The 20,358-nt window shown below is 69.9% G+C and carries 17 protein-coding genes; 8 read left to right on the top strand and 9 right to left on the bottom strand.

Annotated features, from left to right (window positions below):
• Nucleotides 1–344: 344 nt before the first annotated feature.
• Nucleotides 345–1,748 (top strand): replicative DNA helicase, encoded by a 1,404-nt coding sequence (gene dnaB, locus AB0B48_RS16480; protein ID WP_124853587.1) that lies wholly within the window; start codon nt 345–347, stop codon nt 1,746–1,748.
• 260 nt (nt 1,749–2,008) lie between these two features.
• Nucleotides 2,009–2,671, top strand: coding sequence for a hypothetical protein (locus AB0B48_RS16475; protein ID WP_357201842.1), 663 nt, complete (start codon nt 2,009–2,011; stop codon nt 2,669–2,671).
• 45 nt (nt 2,672–2,716) lie between these two features.
• Here the strand turns inward: AB0B48_RS16475 and AB0B48_RS16470 are convergent, their stop codons facing one another.
• The 5 genes from AB0B48_RS16470 to AB0B48_RS16450 all read right to left on the bottom strand — a co-directional run bounded on the left by AB0B48_RS16470 (nt 2,717) and on the right by AB0B48_RS16450 (nt 8,435).
• Complete coding sequence (locus AB0B48_RS16470) at nt 2,717–3,397, bottom strand: maleylpyruvate isomerase N-terminal domain-containing protein (RefSeq protein WP_357201839.1); 681 nt, start codon at nt 3,395–3,397, stop codon at nt 2,717–2,719.
• 104 nt (nt 3,398–3,501) lie between these two features.
• On the bottom strand, nt 3,502–3,891 hold the full coding sequence (locus AB0B48_RS16465; protein ID WP_357201836.1) for a zf-TFIIB domain-containing protein: 390 nt from the start codon (nt 3,889–3,891) through the stop codon (nt 3,502–3,504).
• Nucleotides 3,892–3,913: 22 nt separating this feature from the next.
• Nucleotides 3,914–4,546: a phosphoribosyltransferase gene (locus AB0B48_RS16460; protein ID WP_357201832.1), complete on the bottom strand. Its 633-nt coding sequence runs from the start codon at nt 4,544–4,546 to the stop codon at nt 3,914–3,916.
• 41 nt (nt 4,547–4,587) lie between these two features.
• The gene (locus AB0B48_RS16455) at nt 4,588–5,967 is read right to left on the bottom strand and encodes a glycosyltransferase family 87 protein (RefSeq protein ID WP_357201829.1); all 1,380 of its coding nucleotides are present in this window, start codon (nt 5,965–5,967) and stop codon (nt 4,588–4,590) included.
• A gap of 50 nt (nt 5,968–6,017) precedes the next feature.
• A complete protein-coding gene (locus tag AB0B48_RS16450; RefSeq protein ID WP_357201827.1) occupies nt 6,018–8,435 on the bottom strand; it encodes a bifunctional diguanylate cyclase/phosphodiesterase in 2,418 nt (805 codons plus the stop codon).
• Nucleotides 8,436–9,258: 823 nt separating this feature from the next.
• Here AB0B48_RS16450 and AB0B48_RS16445 point away from each other — a divergent pair.
• From AB0B48_RS16445 to AB0B48_RS16425, 5 genes are all read left to right on the top strand, one after another.
• Complete coding sequence (locus AB0B48_RS16445) at nt 9,259–12,363, top strand: BTAD domain-containing putative transcriptional regulator (RefSeq protein WP_357201824.1); 3,105 nt, start codon at nt 9,259–9,261, stop codon at nt 12,361–12,363.
• Nucleotides 12,364–12,625: 262 nt separating this feature from the next.
• A complete protein-coding gene (gene moaC, locus AB0B48_RS16440) occupies nt 12,626–13,117 on the top strand; it encodes a cyclic pyranopterin monophosphate synthase MoaC (protein WP_334500220.1) in 492 nt (163 codons plus the stop codon).
• The gene (locus AB0B48_RS16435; protein ID WP_357201820.1) at nt 13,114–13,584 is read left to right on the top strand and encodes a MogA/MoaB family molybdenum cofactor biosynthesis protein; all 471 of its coding nucleotides are present in this window, start codon (nt 13,114–13,116) and stop codon (nt 13,582–13,584) included. Before moaC ends, AB0B48_RS16435 begins: the two co-directional genes overlap by 4 nt.
• Nucleotides 13,585–13,683: 99 nt before the next feature.
• Nucleotides 13,684–14,943, top strand: coding sequence for a molybdopterin molybdotransferase MoeA (locus AB0B48_RS16430; RefSeq protein ID WP_357201817.1), 1,260 nt, complete (start codon nt 13,684–13,686; stop codon nt 14,941–14,943).
• Complete coding sequence (locus AB0B48_RS16425; RefSeq protein ID WP_130405760.1) at nt 14,940–15,368, top strand: molybdenum cofactor biosynthesis protein MoaE; 429 nt, start codon at nt 14,940–14,942, stop codon at nt 15,366–15,368. The genes AB0B48_RS16430 and AB0B48_RS16425 overlap by 4 nt, the downstream gene beginning before the upstream one ends.
• 3 nt (nt 15,369–15,371) lie before the next feature.
• Here the strand turns inward: AB0B48_RS16425 and AB0B48_RS16420 are convergent, their stop codons facing one another.
• Entirely contained in the window at nt 15,372–16,838 is a 1,467-nt protein-coding gene (locus AB0B48_RS16420; protein WP_357201814.1) for a glycosyltransferase 87 family protein, read from the bottom strand.
• Nucleotides 16,839–17,053: 215 nt separating this feature from the next.
• The gene (locus AB0B48_RS16415; protein WP_357201811.1) at nt 17,054–17,599 is read right to left on the bottom strand and encodes a DoxX family protein; all 546 of its coding nucleotides are present in this window, start codon (nt 17,597–17,599) and stop codon (nt 17,054–17,056) included.
• 133 nt (nt 17,600–17,732) lie between these two features.
• On the opposite strand from AB0B48_RS16415, the gene AB0B48_RS16410 reads away from it, so the two are divergent.
• Nucleotides 17,733–18,281, top strand: a complete 549-nt coding sequence (locus AB0B48_RS16410; RefSeq protein WP_357201808.1) for an N-acetyltransferase — start codon at nt 17,733–17,735, stop codon at nt 18,279–18,281.
• Between the two features lie 7 nt (nt 18,282–18,288).
• On the opposite strand, the gene AB0B48_RS16405 is transcribed toward AB0B48_RS16410, so the two are convergent.
• Together AB0B48_RS16405 and AB0B48_RS16400 are read right to left on the bottom strand one after the other, a co-directional pair.
• On the bottom strand, nt 18,289–19,530 hold the full coding sequence (locus AB0B48_RS16405) for an ATP-binding protein (protein WP_355583794.1): 1,242 nt from the start codon (nt 19,528–19,530) through the stop codon (nt 18,289–18,291).
• Between the two features lie 136 nt (nt 19,531–19,666).
• Nucleotides 19,667–20,071 (bottom strand): hypothetical protein, encoded by a 405-nt coding sequence (locus tag AB0B48_RS16400; RefSeq protein ID WP_357201854.1) that lies wholly within the window; start codon nt 20,069–20,071, stop codon nt 19,667–19,669.
• Nucleotides 20,072–20,358 lie beyond the last annotated feature (287 nt).

Genomic DNA, 20,358 nt, shown 5'->3' with positions numbered 1-20,358 from the left:
GCCGTTCGCTGGAGATAGTACGGGACGATCGTGTCACAGGCCCGACCGAAATATTCTCCTCCACAGGCTGGGGAGTATGTCTTCGCAGGTCAACGACTTATGGCCGAGAATTCCCCAATGGTTATCCACAGGCTGTGCACACGCTGCGCACATGCTGTCCACCGGGATCCACAGGTTGTCCCGAGGCTCGTCCACCGGCGTTGTTGAGTCTCTGACCTCGGGGTCCGTATGGTTGGCCCTCGACCGCCGGCGATGGCCCCCGATCGACCGGCCCGGTCGGAGGAGAAGTGTCGCACCCCAGCAGTAGAGCTGGGGTTGGATCCGGCGCAGTGGAGGGGGGACCCGTGTCGGTCACCGACGACATGCGGGCAGAGCCACGCTCCGGCGGAGGCCAGCCACCCGCACAGCGGGATGGCCAGTTCGACAAGACCCCGCCCCAGGACGTCGCGGCCGAGCAGTGCGTCCTCGGCGGCATGCTGCTCTCCAAGGACGCCATCGCCGACGTCGTCGAGATCCTCAAGACCAACGACTTCTACCGGCCGGTGCACGCCACCATCTTCGACATCATCCTCGACATCTACGGCCGTGGTGAGCCGGCCGACTCGATCACGGTCGCGGCGGCGCTCGCCGACTCCGGGGATCTGGTACGCATCGGTGGCGCGCCGTACCTGCACACACTCATCGCCAGCGTGCCCACCGCCGCCAACGCCGCGTACTACGCCCGCATCGTCAGCGAGCGGGCGGTGCTACGCCGACTGGTCGAGGCCGGCACGAAGATCGTGCAGCTCGGCTACGGCACCGCCAGCGGCGGCAGCCGCGACGTGGACGACGTCGTCGACCTCGCCCAGCAGGCCGTGTACGACGTCACCGAACGGCGGGTCAGCGAGGACTTCGCGATCCTGGCCGACATGTTGCAGCCGACGCTGGACGAGATCGAGGCGGTGGGCGCGACCGGCGGCATGATGACCGGCGTGCCGACCGGCTTCAGCGACCTGGACCGGCTGCTCAACGGCCTGCACGCCGGACAGTTGATCATCGTTGCAGGCAGGCCTGGTTTAGGTAAATCCACGGCAAGTATGGACTTTGCCCGAAATGCTGCCATTCGCGCCAACCAGGCGGCAGCCATCTTCTCGCTGGAAATGAGCAAGGTCGAGATCGTCATGCGGCTGCTCTCCGCCGAGGCGCGGGTGCCGCTGCACGTGCTGCGCAGCGGTCAGCTCTCCGACGACGACTGGACCAAGCTGGCCCGGTGCATGGGCGAGATCAGCGAGGCTCCACTCTTCGTCGACGACACGCCGAGCATGAACCTGATGGAGATCCGGGCCAAGGCTCGGCGGCTCAAGCAGCGGCACGACCTCAAGATGATCGTGGTCGACTATCTCCAGCTGATGACCTCACCGAAGCGCACCGAGAGCCGCCAGCAGGAGGTCGCCGACCTGTCCCGTGGCCTGAAGCTGCTGGCCAAGGAGGTCGAGTGCCCGGTGATCGCGGTCAGTCAGCTGAACCGTGGCCCGGAGCAGCGCACCGACAAGCGGCCCCAACTGTCCGATTTGCGTGAATCGGGATCAATTGAGCAAGATGCCGACGTCGTCATCCTCTTGCACCGCGACGACTACTACGACAAGGAGTCGCCGCGGGCCGGGGAGGCGGATTTTATAATTGCTAAGCATCGAAATGGGCCCACCGACACTGTGACCGTCGCGGCTCAGCTGCATCTGTCGAGATTTGTGGACATGGCCATCGGATGAGCGACACAGGATTTCGCCTTTCGGCGGCACAAATCGAGGCGGTTGTTGAACGTGCAAGGACGGGCGAGAGCCTGACTCGAATTGCGAACTCCTATGGCGTCAGCAGGCAGGCTGTCCGTGGCTTACTGAAAAGACGAGGCGTACCAGCTCGGTCGAGGGCGAAGTTGGCCGAACCCGAACGCTCAGAGGCGGTCAGACAATACGCCGAGGGTCGGTCTATAGCCGAGGTGGCGAAGAGCTTTGGTTTCACGGAGCCTGGAATGCGCGGCCTGTTGGTCCGCCGTGGCGTTGTCCTCCGGAGGACCGTTCACACGCTTCGACACGATGCGTTCGACCTGTTGACACCAGAAGCCTGCTACTGGCTTGGGTTCCTCTTTGCCGACGGATGTGTGACCTACCGGACGGGCCATCTCCCGCAGATCTCCGTGGGGCTTGCCCAGCGGGACCGCGAACACCTTGTCTCGCTGCGCACCTTCCTGGGCTCGACCAGTAGCGTCTCGGCACCAAGTCCCACACATGGCTCGTGCCAGTTTTCGGTGCGCTCGACCCGCCTTGCAGAGCGCGTGATGGCGCTGGGAAGATATGACGGACCGGTCGACGAAAGGCTGACCGAATCACGCGACTTTTGGCGCGGTGTCGTTGACGGCGATGGCTCAGTCGGTCAATACCGCCGCCCAAATCCTAGTCAATCGACGTTCTCTCAATTCAGGTTGGTGGGCAGTAAGCGCCTACTCGATGCCTTTGCGGCCTTCCTAGTGAGGAATGGTGTCGATGGTCTTTCTGTTCGACCGCACAAAACGATCTACACGATCGGGACAACCTGCGCTCCTGCCGAGAAGATTGTGGCTCTGCTGTATTCGGAAGCGACCGTCGCGTTGACGCGGAAAGCCGAGATCGCGAAGAAGATGCTCGGCAACCGATAGTGCCTTCGGCTTGATTCTTCTTCTCTCAGTGGGAGCGATTGCGGGTCAGCCGAGCAGTGGGAACCAGCCTGCCGACTCACCCAGCTCCAGCCGGTCCCGGTCGGTCAGCGGTACGCGCCCGGTGGCCTTCAGCAAAAAGTCGCTGTCGTCCCAGGCGGCGGGTCGAACTGTGTCGTCGCTGAGCAGGCCGTCCATTGTCGCTACCGCGACCTGTACGGCCAGTGGGCCGGGCGGCGGAGCGTCGGGCAGTTCCAGCGTCAGGTCCAGGTGGTGGACGGCGGCCTCGGTGGTCAGGGTGGCGAGGAAATCCGGTACGCGCAGCACGTGTCCCTGGGTGGTCACGTACCCGTCAGGGTCGGCTGACGCGGCGGCGCGGACTGCGGCCGGGGCGGTGTCCCGCCAGAGTTCGACGATCCTGGTCGGACGGTCGAAGGCGGCAGCCGAGCGGCGGACCCACCAGGCATGGCGGGCAGCCTCGTCGTCGTTGCCGCCGGGAAAGTCGCGCCAGTAGCTCACGTCGTCGACGTCGGCGGGGCCGTCGACAGGGCTGGCCAGGGTGACGAGTGCCCGCTGGGCGTCGCCAAGCAGGTGCAGAAGCAGGTCGGCGATGAGCCAGCCCCGGCACCGGGTGGCCTGTTGCAGGCCGGAGTTGTCGAGGCGACCGACCACCGCTGTGATGCCGTCGTACGCCTGGGCCAGCGCCTCGTCCGGTCGGATCGCGGTCATGCGATCGAGCCTCGCACGAAGCGTGGCGCGCGCCAACGATCAATGGCGGGGGCGGTGTGCCCGGGTCGACGCGTGATCGACCCGGGCGGAAGGTCGGCCTGGGGTCAGCCGAACATGTCGTCGAGGAAGCCCTTGCGCTTCTTCTGCCGGTAGTGGCCGTGGTAGCCGTGGTGCTGCTGCTGGTGGCCGTAGGCCGGCTGCGGCGGGTAGCCGTGGGCGGGCGGCGGGGGCGGCGGGACGGTGCCGTAACCGGGCTGGTGCGGCGGGGGCGGCGGGGGCGGCGGGGGCGGGTAGCCGGCCGGCTGTTGCGCGGGCTGCCCCGGCGCGCCTCCGGTCTGTTGGCGGCTCCAGTTGGCCTCCGCTTCGAACAGCTTCTCCAACTCGCCGCGGTCCAGGAAGATGCCTCGGCACTCCCCGCACTGGTCGATGACGACGCCACTGCGTTCGTACTGGCGCATTTCTCCGCGACACTTGGGACAGGTAAGGCTACTCATCGCCCGACGGTACCTGGTGGACCTATGCAGTTGCTGTGAGCGCCTCGGTGACTTCTTCGTCGGTCACCTCGTGGAAGTCGTCGTAGTAGGCGCTGACCGCCCCGAAGTCCGCGGGGCGTTGGGCGCAGACGACCTGGTCGGCCTCGGCGGAGAGCAGTTCGTACGCCTCCTGCGCGCCGACCGGGACCGCGACCACGACGCGGTGTGCCCCGAGTTGGCGGACGACCTCGACGGCGACGCGGGCGGTCGCCCCGGTGGCGAGGCCGTCGTCGACGATCACCGCGGTCCGCCCGGTGAGGTCCACCTGTGGGCGGTCGCCCCGGTAGAGCCGTTCCCGGCGCTCCAGTTCGGCCTGCTCCCGGTGACGGACCTCGGCGATGTCGTCGTTGCTGAGTCGGCTGGCCACCGGGTCGTTGAGCACCTGGACACCGCCCGGCCCGAGTGCGCCGAAGGCGACCTCCCGGGCCCACGGCACGCCGAGCTTGCGGACGACAAGCACGTCGAGTGGTGCGCCGAGCCGTTCGGCGACGACCCGGGCGACCGGCAGGCCGCCTCGGACGAGGCCGAGGACGACGACTTCCGGTTCGCCGATGAGCGCGGTGAGCCGTTCGGAGAGCACCCGGCCGGCGTCGGCCCGGTCGCGGTACGTGGTCATGCCTTCAGGTCTACGCCCTGACGCGCCGTTCCGCCCGGAAGTTAGGCCGAAGTGCTCCGACCGGAGGGTTCGTCGGCAACTGTGGCGGTCGGTGTGTCGACCGGGCGGTGCAGGGCGGGGGCCCAGGTCAGCAGGGCCAACGGGTACAGCAGGTAGCCGAAGCGGGTGGTCGGCATCAGGGCGATCGCGGCGAGCAGCCCGTACCCGCAGATCAGCGCGGTGGCGGCGGCGGTGCGGGGCGGGCGGCGGGCGAGCCGGACGGCGATGGCCAGTCCGGCGGCGATCAGCAGCCCGGCGGCGACCAACCGGCCCGCGGGTAGCGCGTTGGCGATCAGGTAGCCGGGGAACGGGGACTGCGCGGGGCTGGTGACCAGCCCGTGGCCGAGGGGGAAGCGCAGCACGTTCTCGGTGAGGGCGTCGCGGTCCACCAGCAGCGCCGGCAGTAGTGCGGCGACGGGCAGCCCGATCGCGCCGACGGCGACCCGGGTGCCGGCGCGTCGGGTCAGACCCCAGACGATCAGGACCAGGGCGACCGGCCAGGCGAACAACTTCAGCGCGCCGGCGAGTCCGACCGCGACGCCGGCCCGGCCGGGCCGGTCGGCGGCGGCGAACGCGAGGGCCAGCAGGCAGAGCGCGAGTACGGGTAGGTCGTCACCGCCGGTGGCGAGGGTGAGGGCACAGATCGGCAGTACGGTGGCGGCCTGCACACCGCGCAGCAGGGCGGCGTCCCGTCGGCGGGTCGCGTCGTTGGTGGCCTCGCTGGTGGTGGCCTGGCCGGGGGTGGCCTCGTCCGTGGTGGCCGGTGTTCGGCGCAGGGCGGCCACGGCCAGGGCGAGCGCCAGCGCGGTGCCCACCGCGAACCAGACCCGGGAGTCGGTCCACCAGGTGTCGAGCAGCGCCCTGGGCAGGCCGAACATCGCCATGCCAGGCTGGTACGGGGTGTAGCCCATCAGTTGCTCGCCCGGTGGCAGGGCGGCGATGGCGTCCGGTCCGAGGTACGGCGTGCCGTGTTCCAGGAGGCGGATGCCGGCCTGCTCCACGACCAGCACCTCCTCCTGGGCCCGGTCGGTGCGCCCACCGGCCCGGTCAATGCTCTGCCAGGCCAGGGGCAGCAGTGTGGTGGCGGCCCAGGCGAGACCGGTGACCGCCCAGCGGGCCGGCAGACCAGTCAGCCGGGAGGTTGGAAAGCGTCGACGCAGCAGAAGTTGGGCGATCACCGTCAGCGTCGCGAGCAGGTAGCCGACGGCGGCGACCGCGCCCCAGGCGCGGTGCGGCAGCAGGGTGGACGTGACAGCGGTGATCGCCGCGAAGGTGGCAGACACGGCGTAGAGGCCCAGGTCGAGGGCGAGCCCGCCGGCGGCGTTGTCGAGAGTGCGCCAGTGCCAGCGACTGCGGTGGGCGGTCGGGTCGTCGACGATCACGCGCGACAGTCTGGCAGACCGGGCTGCCCACGCAGCGGGCCGATGCCTGCTCAGGCGGGCAGGTGTGGCAGGCGGTCGGGCCTGGAGCGGCCGGCCTGGCGGCGGTTCTGGCTCAACCGGATCACCGCCCCGGTGTCGTGCAGCGGCGCGGCGAGGGCGCCCGGTCGGCCGCCCGAGCCGCGCTGCATCGCCGCGAGCAGGGTCCCGGACGGCATCGGCCGGGCGAACAGGTGCCCCTGGCCGGCGACGCAGCCCAACTCCCAGAGGGCCCGACGCTGCGGCTCGCTCTCCACCCCCTCGGCCACCACGTCCAGGTCGAGGCTGCGACCCAGGTCGAGGGTGGAGCGGATGACGGCGGCGGCCTCCGCCGAACTCTCCATCGTCGTCACGAAACTCCGGTCGATCTTCAGCTCGTGAACCGGGATTCGGGAGAGCAGCGAGAGTGAGGAGTAGCCGGTGCCGAAGTCGTCCAACGCCAACCGGACGCCCTCGTCGCGTAGTCGGCTGAGCACCCGGTCGACCACGTCGAGTTGGCTGAGGGTCAGCGTCTCGGTCAACTCCAGGACCAGCCGGTCCGGTGGTAGGTCGTGGGCGCGGAGGCGAGCCAGCACCGAGCCGGGGAACCGCGCGTCGAGAAGGCTGCGCGGGGACACGTTGACCGCGACCGGTACGTCGAAGCCGGCGTCGTGCCAACTCACCGCCGCGATCAGCGCCTGGTCGAGGATCGCTTCGGCGAAGGCAGGTAGCAGGCCGGACCGTTCCACCGCCTCCAGGAACCGCAGTGGGTCGATCAGGCCGTGGGTGGGGTGGTGCCAGCGGGCCAGGGCCTCGGCGCTGGTCACCTCACCGGTGCCCAGGTCGACGATCGGTTGGAAGTTGACGACGAATTCGTGGTCGGCGACCGCGCGCGGCAGGTCACCGCCGAGGGTGAGGCGCCCGAGGTCGGCGGTGTCGCGGGTCGGGGCGTACGTGGAGATCCGCTGCCCGGCTCGCTTCGCCTGGTACATGGCCACGTCGGCGCGGCGCAGCAACTCGGCCATGCCGCCGTTGGACGGGGCGGCGGAGATGCCGCCGCTGGCTTCGACGCTGATGCGCATGCCGTCCAACTCGAACGGCTCGTGCAGGGCGGCGAGCAGCGTCTCGGCCCGGTGCGCGGCGACCGCCGGGGCCGGCAGACCACGCATGAGTACGGCGAACTCGTCGCCGCCGAGGCGGGCCACCAGGTCGCTCGGCTGGGCCGCACCCCGCAGCCGGTCGGCCACCTGCACCAGCACCTGATCGCCGGCGGCGTGCCCGAGCGTGTCGTTGACCTCCTTGAAGTGGTTGAGGTCGATCAGCACCAGCGCGGTCACCCCTTCGGCATGGCGGGTGCTCAACTGTTCGGTGCCCTCGTCGAGGAGGTGCCGGCGGTTGGCCAGGCCGGTCAGCGCGTCGTGCGAGGCCGCGTACGCGTGCTCGTCGGCGACCCGGGCCAGTTCGGCGTACGCCTGGGCGTTGCGGACGGCGGTGCAGAGAGCGGAGGCGAAGGTGCGCAGGGTGTACTGCTCCCGTTCGGAGAGCTGCACCGGGCCGCGGAAACGCAGTCGAAGCATGCCGACGTCGACTGTCCGGTCATGGCCTTCCAGCGGTGCCGGGACGACCGTGCCGTCCACGTCGGTGGGCGTGCCGGGAGGGCCGTCGAAGGTGATGCCGCCGGTGCCGCCGCGTACGGTGCGGCTGCCGTCGCTCAGCTCGATCTCGACCTCGTCGGCGGAGAACAGCTCGGCGGCCTGGGTGACGGCGGTGGTGAGGACGTCGTCGAGGTCGACCACGTTGAGCGCGTCGGTGGTGCGGGCAAGCCGCTGCCACGCCTGTTGCTCGGTGCGGCCGCGGATGCGCGCGGAGTAGGCCAGGTGCAGGCTCAGGACCAGGGGTGGCACGGCGAGCAGGAGCCGAGGGTCCATCTGGAGGGTGAGCAGGGTCAGGGCCGCCACCACGAACCGGACCGCGTAGCCGGCCAGGCGAAGATCCAGGTTGCTGCGGAACTGGGTCGAGATTCTGGTGCCGGAGGCGAGCGCGATCACGGGGATCGCCAGCAGTTCGTCGAGGAGGGCAGCGACAAGGTAGGCGACCGCCAGGATCCCGACCAGCTGTGGGGCCTGCATGGCGGGCCAGGTCCAACCGAGCAGCGCGAAGGCGGTGCCGGCCCCGGCCGCGACGAGGATGTTCTTGCCGACGCCGAAGGCCAGCTTGATGGGTGGAAGACGGGCCGAGGCGATGGTGATGCCGATGCAGGTGCAGAGGACCACCCACGGAACGGGGGCAATGGCAGCCGCGATGACGATCGCCGCCTCGCTCCAACTGATCAGGTGCACCGTGGACCGCACACGTACGCGGGTCTTGACGAACGCACCCAAGGCGATCATGGCGGTCAGCGTGACCAGGGTCGCTACGTCGGGTGTCGGAGCCTCAGCCGCGGGGAAGGTCATTCTCAGGGAGGCGAGAGCAACGATCGTGGCCGCAACGACGAGGAGACCGACGATCAGCCGTAGCCGTCGATCGGTCCCGTCATCGCGTCGTTGTGAAGAGGCCACGCAACTCCTGGATTACCTCGCCTGTCGTACTCGTAACCATATCGCCGGGCGTTGCGGAAGTCCCGCATCGATGTCAGCCCCACTCGTTTCCGCGCATTTCACCCACCCTCTCCTTCGTACGGTGTCGGGCTCTGTTGGCGCCGACCCTCTACGAATGGAGCTTAAATGGGGTTAGCCCTAGTTAGGGACGATAAATGTCGTTATCCTCAACATTAGTTAATCCTGTACGGATAAGTGACATTCTGTTTGCGTTCCGGTGCGGAGAGCGCTGGGATGCTTGCCTGTTGCATCCGGTCCGTTGCGGAATGTCGCGAGCCGCGGCGACTGATTGGACCGCGCCCTCAGTGTGGCCGTCGGGATGCCGCAACTCATCCGCCGATTCGGTCAACCGCTCGCCAGCTTCAGCCTGGCTCCCCTTCGCAGTGGAACATTGATGATGGTGGCACCGCCCTGGTCAGTTCCAGTCTCCGGAGCCGACGGCTCGTGCCGAACAAGTAGTTGAGGGCTTTCGCTCCTTCTTTCCCTGTTGCGCAGCGGTCGAGAACGCCGAGGGCGCAGATGGTTCTTGCAATGTTCGCATTGCACTCATCGGCAGCGTCGCAGTGGGCGGCCGCAGGAGCGTATGCATCGGCGGCTTGATTGGCGTCAGGTCTACATCCGGGTGCCCGTAAGCTTCGTTGCGTGATCGGCTGAATACCCCGCTGAAGCAGGGGGACGGGTGGAGATTCAACTTCTGGGTGGCCTCTCGGTGCAACTGCTGGCTCGCAAGCTGCACCTGGGTACGCCTAAACAGCAGGCTGTCTTCGCGATGCTCGCGGTCCAACCGGGGCAACTGGTGACCCTCGACGACCTGGTCGACGAGTTGTGGCCAGACGGCCCGCCGCGCTCTGCCGTGGCGAACGTCCGGACCTACGCCGCCAATCTGCGCCGTACCTTCGAGGCTCACGAGTCTGGTCGGGGTGTCATCGTCAGGCAGCAGAGCGGCTACCGCCTCACCGTTGGGCCGGAAGCCATCGACGTGTTCCGCTTCGAGAAGGAGTGCGCCGCGGGCCGCGAAGCCCTGATAGTCGGTCACGTCGACAGCGCCCTGGAACGGTTGGGGTCCGCCGTGGCGCGTTGGCGGGGTGCGATGCTCGCCGGCATATCGCTCGGGCCGGTGCTCGGCGCACGCGTGGTGGCCGCCGAGGAGGAGCGTCTGCTGGCCGTGGAACTCCTTGCCGACGCGCAGCTCAGAGCGGGGCGCGGCGACCTGGCGATCCCCCTGTTACGGGACGCCATCGCCCGTCATCCCCTCCGGGAACCGGCGTACGTCCTCCTCGGACGGGCGCTGCACGAGCGTGGCGACCACGCGGGCGCGCTCCTCACGTACGACGAGGTTCGGGCGAAGCTGATGGCCGAGCTCGGCGTCCTCCCGGGTTCCGACCTTCAGGCTCTTCATCGCACGATCGTTTCGGCGGCGCCACCCCCGCGACCGGCAGGCCGCGCCGCGTCCCGTCCGGCCGGCCAGAGCGCCCGCCGTTTCCCGAACCCGACTCCCACAGTCGGTGCCCTGATCGCTGAGACAGCACCTCGGCCCGACCTGGTGGATCACCTCCCCCGAGCTGTCACCGACTTCGTCGGCCGGGAGGACGTGGTGTCGCGGCTGCTGGCGGAGACCTTGCGGGTCGAGGCGCGGGTGCCGGCCGTGCACATCATCGACGGCATGGCGGGCAGCGGGAAGACGACTCTTGCCGTGCACCTCGCCCGTCGGCTGTCCGATCGCTACCCGGACGCCGCGCTCTTCATCGACCTGTGCGGGCACGGTGAGAAAAACCGCGTTGAGCCGGCGAGTGCCCTGGTCACCCTGCTTCGACAGTTGGGCGTTCCGGCTGGTCGTGTACCAGTGGAGTTCGACGACAGGGTGGAGTTGTGGCGACAGGAACTGGCCCTCCGGCGGTCAGTGGTGGTGCTCGACAACGCGGCGAGCAGCGAGCAGATCATGCCCCTGCTTCCGGCCGAGCCGACCACCGTCGTGCTGGTTACCTCGCGGCGTCGTCTGTCTCACCTGGATGTCGGGCCCTCGCAGACGCTGCCGCTCCTGAACCCACGGGAGAGCGTGGATCTCCTCAGCCTGAGCATCGGTCGGGACAGGGTTGAGGCCGAGTCGGAGGCGGCCGCCGAGGTGGTGCGTCGGTGCGGGTATCTTCCACTGGCGATCCGGCTGGCCGGTGCGCGGCTGGCGCACCGGCGCGGCTGGCGGTTGGCGGACCTTGCCGAGCAGATGGCTGGCGATGCTCCGGCGCTGCACTACCTGGCTCAGGAGGAGAACACTGTCACCGGGGCCTTCGCCGCTTCCTATGAGCCGCTTGCGAGTTCGACCAAGCGTGTCTTCCGATTCCTGGGCCTGTATCCCGGTAGTCGCTTCAGTACGCCGGCAGTCGCCGCGCTGACCGGGCTGACGATCACGGATGCTCGCGCGGCGCTCGACGACCTCGTCGACAGGAACCTGGTGGAGGACGTGGACTCGACGCGATATCGACTGCACGACCTCATGCGGCATTACTCCATCGAGCTGTGTTCGCGTACCGACTCTGTGAGCGACCGAAAGGCCGGGCTGGCTCACCTGTTCGACTTCACTCTGGCGGTTGCGTTGAGGGTCGCCAAGACGCTGGAGCTCAACGACCTGGAATCTCGCGTCACACATGTCCCGTTCGGGCGACCTGAGTTGGTCGACGCTATCGGGGAGCCCACAACTGACTGGTTGGAAGCGGAGCGGACGGACCTGGTGACGATGGTGGGGGCAGCGCGCGATGAGGGCTTCCACGAGCACTCGTGGCGGCTGGCCCGTGCCCTCTGGCGATTCTGTTACATCCGCGGATACTTCGAAGACATCATCACGACCCACCGGCACGCGCTGACCGCAGCGGAAGCATCCGGGGACGTCGGTGCAACGGCATTGATGAACAACTACCTCGCTTCCGGATATATCCGGACTGGCGACAACCGGGAAGCACTGCACCATCTGACCCGCGCTGTCGCCCTCTCCGAAAACTCGCGGGACGTGCTCAGAACCGCGCGGTACCGCGCCAATCTCGCTGCTGTCTACTACTGGAGCGGCAACCTGACCGGAGCGGTTACGGTTGGTTTTGAGCACCTGCGTGACTACAAGGGATACGGCAAAGCCAAGGTGCCGATGGCGCTGCCGAACCTCGGCATGGCACTCACCTCACTGGGGCGCTACGAGGAGGCGTTGCGCCTGCATCGCCTGCACCTGGCGTGGGCCCGGACGAACTCCGACGTCTTCCACACACTCAACGCCCTCAGCCATATCGGCGCCGTGCGGGTCCGGATGGGCGATCTGCCGCAGGCGATCCGAATACTCCTGGCCTCGTTGGCCCTCCGTGATCGCACCGGCCACCGATACGCCGAGGCTGAGGTGCGCAACGACCTCGGGATCGCCTATCGGGGTCTGGGTCGACTGGTGGAGGCCCAGCAGGAGCACGAGTTGGCTCGGAAGCTGTCGATCGGTTCGGGGGAGCGACACGTCGAGGCGGCTGCGCTCAACGAACTCGGCCGCACCCTGCTGGCGCAGGGGCGGCGCGGCGAGGCGTTCGAGGTGCACCAGGAGGCGTTGCGGCTGGCCACTCGGATCGCGCATCCGCACGAGCAGGGTCGAGCGTTGGCCGGGCTCGCCGAACACTTCGCCCGCACCGACCCGGCCGAGGCGCGGCGGCACTGGGAGCGGGCGTTGGCCATCTTCCGGCGGATGGAAGTGCCGGAGCGCTTCGAAGCCGAACGTCGCCTCGCCGAGTTGACCGGGGCGGCAGTGGTCGCGGAGCGCTGACCAGCCTGAGCGGCGCTTATCGATTTCTTATCGGCAGGCCCGGTAACTTACCGGCCGTATCGACGAACGGGGGAGGTTCTGCCCAGGGGCAGAACCGGGTCGTCGGCACACGCCCGCTGCCGGGTCCCCCCAGCGACCTCGGCGACGGGCTGGTGAGGGAGGAGTGGCGTCGGGGCCGTTGCGCCGTCAGCACCCGGTGCGGTCGCCAGCGTGACGCCGCTCCTTCCGACCGCCGTCGGACCACACCGATAGGCTCACGACCGTGACCGAACCCGCGCAGCTCAGCCACGTCGATCGCGCCGGCGCGGCCCGCATGGTCGACGTCTCCGCCAAGGCGGTGACGGGTCGGTTGGCCGTCGCGGCCGGCCGTCTGCGGACCACGCCCGAGGTCATCGACCTGTTGCATCGCGACGGGCTGCCCAAGGGTGACGCGTTGGCCGTCGGGCGGCTGGCCGGGATCATGGGGGCGAAGCGCACTCCTGACCTGATTCCGCTCTGCCACCCGATCGCGCTGCACGCTGTCACCGTCGACCTGCGGCTGACCGCCGACACCGTGGAGATCACGGCCACCGCCCGCACGGCGGACCGGACGGGGGTGGAGATGGAGGCACTGACGGCGGTTGCTGTCGCCGGTCTCGCCCTGGTCGACATGGTCAAGGCGGTCGACCCGGCGGCCTCGGTGGAGGCGGTCCGGGTGCTGCGCAAGGAGGGCGGCAAGACCGGCGAGTGGGTTCGGCCGGAGGACCGGCCGTGATCCGGGCTCGGGTGATCGTCGCTTCCAACCGGGCTGCGGCCGGTGTCTACGCCGACACCAGCGGGCCGCTGCTCGTCGCCGGGTTGCGTGAGCTGGGCTGCCAGGTCGACGACCCGGTGGTGGTGCCCGACGGCGAGCCGGTCGGCGAGGCTCTGCGGGCCGCCCGCGCCGACGGTGTCGACGTGGTGCTGACCAGCGGCGGCACCGGAGTGACCCCGACGGATCGGACCCCGGACGTGACGCGGGGCCTCCTGGATTACGAGATCCCTGGCGTCGCCGAGGCGATCCGGGCGCACAGTCGTGACCGCGTGCCGACGTCGGTGCTGTCCCGGGGCCTGGCCGGGGTCATCGGTCGGATGCTGGTGGTCAATCTGCCCGGCTCGACCGGCGGTGCCCGGGATGGCCTGGCCGTTCTCGGGCCGATCCTCGGCCACACCGTCGACCAGCTCCGCGGCGGAGACCACTGACCGCTCCGCACGACGGGACCACTGACCGCTCCGCGGCGAGCACTGACCGGTGCGCGCCAGGCCCGGGCGGGTGTCGGTCCGGGCCGATAGGCTCGGTCGGTGAGCACGGAAACCGCACCCACCGCGGATCGGGTCACCGCACCCCCGCCAGCCGGGTGGGAAGAAGCCCGTTCGCGGGTCTACGCGGTCGGTCTGGCCGCCGCGCTGCCCGCCGCCGCCCGACCACTTGCCGACACCGACGGGTCGACACTGGCCGAGCCGTTGACCACCCGCACCGACCTGCCGGCGTTCCCGACCTCCAGCGTGGACGGCTGGGCGGTGCGCGGCAGTGGGCCGTGGCGCGTGGTCGGCCGGGTCCTGGCCGGCAGCACCCCCGCGCCGCTCACCGAGGACGACACCACTGTCGAGATCGCGACCGGCGCGATGGTGCCCGAGGGCGCCACCGCCGTGCTCCGCGTCGAGGAGTCCGCCGCATCCACCACCGGCCTGATCAGCGGCGTTCCCCGGGAGACGCCCGAATGGCGGAAGCCCGGCGAGGAGGCGTACGCCGATGAGGAGTTGTTGCCGGTCGGCACGCCGGTCGACCCGGCGGTGATCGGCCTGGCCGCCGCCTGCGGGCACGACACGCTGCGGGTCCGGCGGGTGCCGCGCGCCGCGCTGCTGGTCTTCGGCGACGAGCTGCTGACAGCGGGTCCGCCCGCGGCCGGTCGCATCCGCGACGCGCTGGGCCCCGCGGTGCCGGCCTGGCTGCGGCGCTACGGCTGCCATGTCCGCCCGTCCGACGTGGTCGGCCCGGTGGCCGACACGCTGCCCGCGCACGTGGCGGCCCTACGCTCGGCGCTGGGCCACGCCGATCTGGTCTGCACCACCGGCGGCACGATGAACGGTCCGGTCGACCACCTGCACCCGACCCTGGAGGCGCTCGGCGCCGACTACGTCGTCAACACGGTGGCGGTTCGCCCGGGCTTCCCGATGCTGCTGGCCCGGCTGACCGGCCCCGACGGGCGAGCCCGGTTCGTGGCCGGGCTGCCCGGCAACCCGCAGTCCGCCATCGTCGCGCTGGTGTCGTTGGTCGCCCCGCTGCTCGCCGGCCTCCAGGGCCGATCGATGCCGGTGCTGCCGCAGGTCACGTTGGCCGAGGCGGTGCCCGGTCGCGGTGACCACACCCACCTGGCGTTGGTCCGACTGGACCGGTCCGCCGGCGTCGCGTTCCCGGTCCGTCACGTCGGCTCGGCGATGCTGCGGGGCCTGGCCGGCGCGGACGGGTTCGCGGTCATCCGACCCGGCACCCGCGGTGAGCCGGGCGACCGGGTGCCGATCGTGCCACTGCCGTTGTTTCCCGGGGAGCGTGCGTCGTGACCGCACCAGCGATCACCTTCGGCGAGGTCACCGACCAGCCGCTCGATCTCGCCACGCACGAGGCGGCGGTCGCCGACCGCCGGGCCGGCGCCGTGGTGTCGTTCCAGGGCGTGGTCCGCGACCACGACCACGGACGCCAGGTCACCAGCCTGGAGTACGAGGGACACCCGAGCGCCGCACAGGTGCTGCGCGAGGTGGCCGCCGAGATCGCCGCAGAGCCCGACGTCTACGCGGTGGCGGTCTCGCACCGGGTCGGCCCCCTGGCGATCGGTGACGTCGCGCTCGTCGCCGCGGTGAGCACCGCGCATCGGGCGGCGGCCTTCGCGGCCTGCGCCCGGCTGGTCGACGAGGTCAAGGCGCGACTGCCGATCTGGAAGCGGCAGGTCTTCACCGACGGCACCGAGGAATGGGTCAACTGCCCCTGACGCTCAGCGGCGGCCGTTGACCACCACGGCCCGGGCGAGCCGGTCGCCGTAGAACGCCGGCTCCGCGCCGGGGCGCCAGGGCAGCGCGGCGACCAGGACGATCAGCGCGAGCGCGAGCGAGTTCTCCATCAGCGCCCCGAACAGACCGTCCTGGTAGTGCGACATCTCCGGCAGTTGGTGTTCGTACGGCCAGATCGGGGAGATTAGGAAGAGTAGGTAGAGCCCGATCGCGGCGAAGCCGTGGCGGAGCCCGGTCAGCGTCGGGTACCAGATCGGCGGGCGGAGCCCGTTGACACCGGGTAGACCGCCGAACACCGGCCCCTGGCCGGTGCGCTGCGGCATCCCCCGGCTCGCCTCACGGCGACGCACTGCGGCGTCGGCCAGCACGATGATCGCCGGGATCACCCAGACCAGGTGGTGCGTCCAGGAGATCGGGCTGATCACGTTTGCGGTGAGACCCACCAACGTGAAGGCGGTCAACTCGTCACCGTCGGCGCGGGAACTGGCCGCCCGGGACAGGCCCAGCGCCAGGACCAGCACCGAGAAGGCGAGCCACAGCAGCCCCGGGGTCTCGATCGAGTCGTACAGCCGGGCAAGCAGGCCGGCGAGGGACTGGTTGGGCGTCATGTCCGCCGCGCCGACGCGTTCGGTCTGCCACAGCACGCTGCCGAAGTAGGTCCGCGACTCGTCCCCGACGATCGCGAAGGTCCCCAACGTCACGCCGATCGTCGTGCCGATGGCGGTGGCCGCCACCCGCCACTGACGGGTGATCAGCAGGTAGGCGATGAACAGCGCCGGGGTGAGCTTGACCGCCGTGGCGAGGCCGATACCGGCCCCTGCCCAGGCCCCGCCGTAGATGAAGCGCAGCAGCGGCCCGTCGGTGGCGGCGTAGTGGGTGCCCCGGCGGGACCGCCAGCGAAGGCCGATCAGGTCAGCCATGATCAAGGCGAACAGCAGGATGTTGACCTGGCCGTACCCGAGCGTCTCCCGACCTGGCTCGATGGCGACCGCGAGCGGCACCGCCAGGGCCACCGTGAACCACAGTGGCCATCCCAGTCGGTCCACGATGGGTCGGAGCAGCCCGGCCAGCACCAGCGCCAGGGCGGCGATGCTGGCGGCGGCGTTGACCAGGCCGGCCGCGCCGATCGGTAGCTGCGCCATCGGCAGCATGACCAGCCCGGCGAAGGGCGGGTAGGTGAACCCGAGTGTGGTTTCGGGCGCGATGAACTCATAGAGCTCGTGACCGCTCGCCCACCACACCACGGCACCGTGGTAGATCTTCATGTCGAAGAAGTTGTACGGCCGCCCGAAGGCGCCGATGGCAAGCCATGCGGCATAGGCGACGGCGGCCACGATGGCCCCCCGTACGACGTTCCTGCGATCGATCCCGCGAGCCACGCGATCGATCCCGCGTGTCACACGTTGGATTGGGGCGAGGCGGTCCGCCCGTCTACCGACATCCGTCGGCATGGCGTGGCCACCCCCGTACCAAGGTCGTCCTACCCGTCCAGGTCCTGCACGGAGCCTAGAACGGCGCCTCACGTCAGTGCCTCCCGCGTTATGCGACCGTGTCCGATCCCACACATGTTTTTGACATTTCCACCGCGTTAACGCCTACCGGGTGGTTCAGGTAATTCGCGGCCTTAGCGAGGGGTGGGGGTGAGACGGAGACGGATCGACGCAGGTCAGCCGGGGAGTCGACGTGCGGTGGACGCGGAGCGGACGGCGATCCGGGCCTCGCGGCGGGCGGTTCGGACGGCGCGTTGCATGGAACGTCGAGAGTGACCGATGCGATGGCCCGTCCGCCACCGCAGACCCGGCTTGCCGCCGGTGTCCGCGGCGGCGAGGAGTAGACCGCCGAGGAGCCCGAGGTTCTTCAGGGCATGAATCTGGTTGTTGTTCTTGGCGATCGGGTCGTCGTTGTTCCAGAAGGGATGCCCGGCGACTGTCACCGGCACCAGCGTGCCGGCCAGAACCAGCGCCGCGGGTCGGCTGAACCGGCCGGTGGCCAGCATCAGACCGGCACCGACCTGCACAGCCGCGTTGAGCCGGATCAACGTCTCAGTCTCGGTGGGGAAGCTCGGGTGTGCCTTCTTCAGCATCGGCGCGACCTTGTCGGTCACCGGTTTGGCGGCCACCGCGAGCCGGCCGGGGTCGCGTAAGTTGCGATACCCGCTGACCACGAAGATGCCGCTCAGCATGGCGCGGGCGAGGGAACGTACGGGCGTCATGGATCAGTCATACCCCCTCGCGACGTTTGCTACCCCGTCAACCGCAGGATCGGATTGGTGTTCGTACACGTGCGCCACGCCGAGTCAAGCGACCGTCACGGATGGGCGGGCGCTGGCGGGTAACGTCGCGCGGGTGACCACGCTGCGGCTACGCCCCGAGGACCCGGCCGACGCCGGCCCGGTCCGCCGCGTACTGGCCGCCGCCTTCGCCCGCCCGGACGTGGCGACGCCGCCGGAGGTCAGCCTGGTCGAGGAGCTGCGCGACACCACCGCCTGGTTGCCGGAGTTGGCCATGGTCGCCGAGTACGGCGGTGAGGTGGTCGGTTACGCGCTGCTCACCCGGGTGCGGCTGCGGCCGGAGCGAGGCTCGGACATGCCAGTCCTGGCCCTCGGCCCGGTGGCGGTCGCGCCGCACCGACAGCGTGTCGGGCACGGCACGGCGGTCGTTCAGGCTGCCCTGGATGCCTCCACCGAGTTGGGCGAGCGGCTCGTCGTCGTCCTCGGTGCCCCGGTCTTCTACCGCAGGTTCGGGTTCGGCCCGGCGAGTGAACTGGGCCTGACCAGCCCCTGGGCCGGCCTCGGTGAGCCCTGGCAGGCGCTGGTGCTGCCGCCGTCCACCAGCGAGGAGGGCCCTCCGCCTCGCGGTGAGGTGCTCTTCCCGGCCCCCTGGTCGAAGGTCTGACCGGGCCTCAGGCCGGCTGCGTCCGCAGGTACCGGCCGAAGTGCGGGACGGTGAAGGCGACAGTGCCCCGCTCGCCGGAGTAGATCAGCCCCTTCTTGATCAGCGCGTCCCGGGCCGGAGACAGACTGGCCGGCTTGCGGCCGAGGGCACGGGCGATCTCCGCGGTGGGCACCGCGGCGTCCATGTCGTCGCGGACCACCTCGCCGGGCTCGCCCTCGACCGCGGACATCATGGCCATCGCCCGCATGTACTCGCGTTCGGCGGGAGTGGCCCGTTCGAACCGGGAACCGAAGAACCCGACCGCCAGCTCGGCCTCCGCCTCGGGAGCGGCCACCCGCACGTCGGCGGCGGTGATCGGCGAGCGTGGGGCGTGGTCCCAGGTGGCCTTGCCGTACGCCTGGACGAAGTAGGGATAGCCGCCGGACTTCTCGTAGAGCAGGTCGAGCGCCTTCTGCTCGTACTCGACCTCCTCGCGCTCGGCGGGCGCGCAGAGCGCCCGGTCGGCGGCGATCCGGTCGAGCCGGTCGATGCGTTGATAACGGAACAACCGTTCGGAGTACGACTTGGCGGCGCTGAGCACCGCCGGCAGGTGCGGAAGGCCGGCGCCGACGACGATCAGCGGCGCGCCGAGCTGGGACAGCTCGTGGCAGGCGGCGCAGAGCGCCGACACGTCCTCCGGGCCGAGATCCTGCATCTCGTCGATGAAGATGGCGATGCCGGTGCCGACGTCGCTGGCTACGGCGGCGGCGTCACTGAACAGTTCGACCAGGTCGATCTCGATGTCGCCGGAGTCGGCCCGACCGCTGGCGGCCGGCACGTCGATGCCGGGCTGCCACCGGTCGCGCAGCTTGGTGGCGGCGCCGGCCCGGCCGGTCGGGTTGGACCGCTGGGCGAACGCCTTGAGGACGCCGAGGAACGCGTCGATGCGGTCCGGTGCGCGATGTCGGGGGGCCAGTTCCCGGACGGCCATGTGCAGTGCGGCGGCGACCGGTCTGCGCAACGACTGGTCCGGCCGGGCCTCGATCTTGCCGCTGCCCCAGAGCCGGTTGATCGCCTGCGACCGGAGCGTGTTGAGCAGAACCGTCTTGCCGACGCCCCGTAGCCCGGTGAGCATGAGGCTGCGCTCGGGTCGGCCCCGGGCGATGCGCTCGAGCACGATGTCGAAGACGTCCAGCTCTCGCCCCCGCCCGGCAAGTTCGGGCGGACGCTGACCGGCGCCTGGCGCGTACGGGTTGCGGACCGGATCCACGCATCGCAGATTATCGGGCCGTCTAGCTGCGAGGCTAGACATGGATAGATGGGGCTACCGGCGTGTCGAGACCGTCGACCACAAACTAGGGCTGTCTAGCATCCACGCTAGACAGCCCTAGTTTTGGCAACAGGCTTTAGCGCTCCTTCAGACAGAGCACGTAGTCGAACAGGTCGACCGAGTTGTCGTGCACATAGTTCGCGGTCGCCTGCGGCGCGAGCATCTCGCACCGGTCACCGTCGGTGGTCGCCGGAATCCGCAGCAGCACCTGATAGGTGTTCGGGCCGCAGGGCACCTTACGGAGCTCCGCGTCGCTCTCACTGCCGTCGTTCACCACGCAGTCACCCCTGGCGAACTCCGGGCCCGGAGTCGGGGCGGCCGACGTCGGAGCGTCGCTGGGCAGCGCGGGTGGAACGCCCGGCGCACTCGTCGACGGGGTACGCGCCGCGTCACTGCCAGCGTCGGCCACCTTCCAGACCGCCCATCCGGCCAGGCCGAGGCACGGACAGAGCACGAGCAGCACCACCACGGTGATGATCAGAGCGACGTTGCGGCCGGTTTTCTTCGCGGGCGCGACGGGCGGCATCCCGTAGCCGCCGGGAGGCTGCTGACCCCAGGGCGCGGGTGGCTGACCCGGTACCGGCCCGGCCGGCTGACCGGGCATCGGGCCCGCCGGTGGGTACGGCCCGACCGGTGGGTACGGCCCGGCCGGCGGTGTCGGACCCGCTGGCGGGTACGGGCCGGGCGGTGGGTAACCCGGGCCCGAGGTGGGCGGCGGCCGAGCACGTCGACGGTCAGCCCGCCCGCGCGCTTGGCGTCATCCACCTC

It is taken from the genome of Micromonospora sp. NPDC049089 (genome assembly GCF_040648775.1).
Classification (GTDB): domain Bacteria; phylum Actinomycetota; class Actinomycetes; order Mycobacteriales; family Micromonosporaceae; genus Micromonospora.
The sequence above is the reverse complement of the archived record's forward strand: the minus strand, read 5'-3'. Positions and strand labels throughout refer to the sequence as shown.

What these genes read in the sequence shown, in the direction of transcription:
- AB0B48_RS16475 (WP_357201842.1), top strand. Translation starts at nt 2,009, where the DNA reads ATGCGCGGCCTGTTGGTCCGCCGTGGCGTTGTCCTCCGGAGGACCGTT.
- AB0B48_RS16460 (WP_357201832.1), bottom strand. Translation starts at nt 4,546, where the DNA reads ATGACCACGTACCGCGACCGGGCCGACGCCGGCCGGGTGCTCTCCGAA.
- AB0B48_RS16470 (WP_357201839.1), bottom strand. Translation starts at nt 3,397, where the DNA reads ATGACCGCGATCCGACCGGACGAGGCGCTGGCCCAGGCGTACGACGGC.
- AB0B48_RS16465 (WP_357201836.1), bottom strand. Translation starts at nt 3,891, where the DNA reads ATGAGTAGCCTTACCTGTCCCAAGTGTCGCGGAGAAATGCGCCAGTAC.
- AB0B48_RS16420 (WP_357201814.1), bottom strand. Translation starts at nt 16,838, where the DNA reads ATGCCGACGGATGTCGGTAGACGGGCGGACCGCCTCGCCCCAATCCAA.
- AB0B48_RS16415 (WP_357201811.1), bottom strand. Translation starts at nt 17,599, where the DNA reads ATGACGCCCGTACGTTCCCTCGCCCGCGCCATGCTGAGCGGCATCTTC.
- AB0B48_RS16450 (WP_357201827.1), bottom strand. Translation starts at nt 8,435, where the DNA reads ATGACCTTCCCCGCGGCTGAGGCTCCGACACCCGACGTAGCGACCCTG.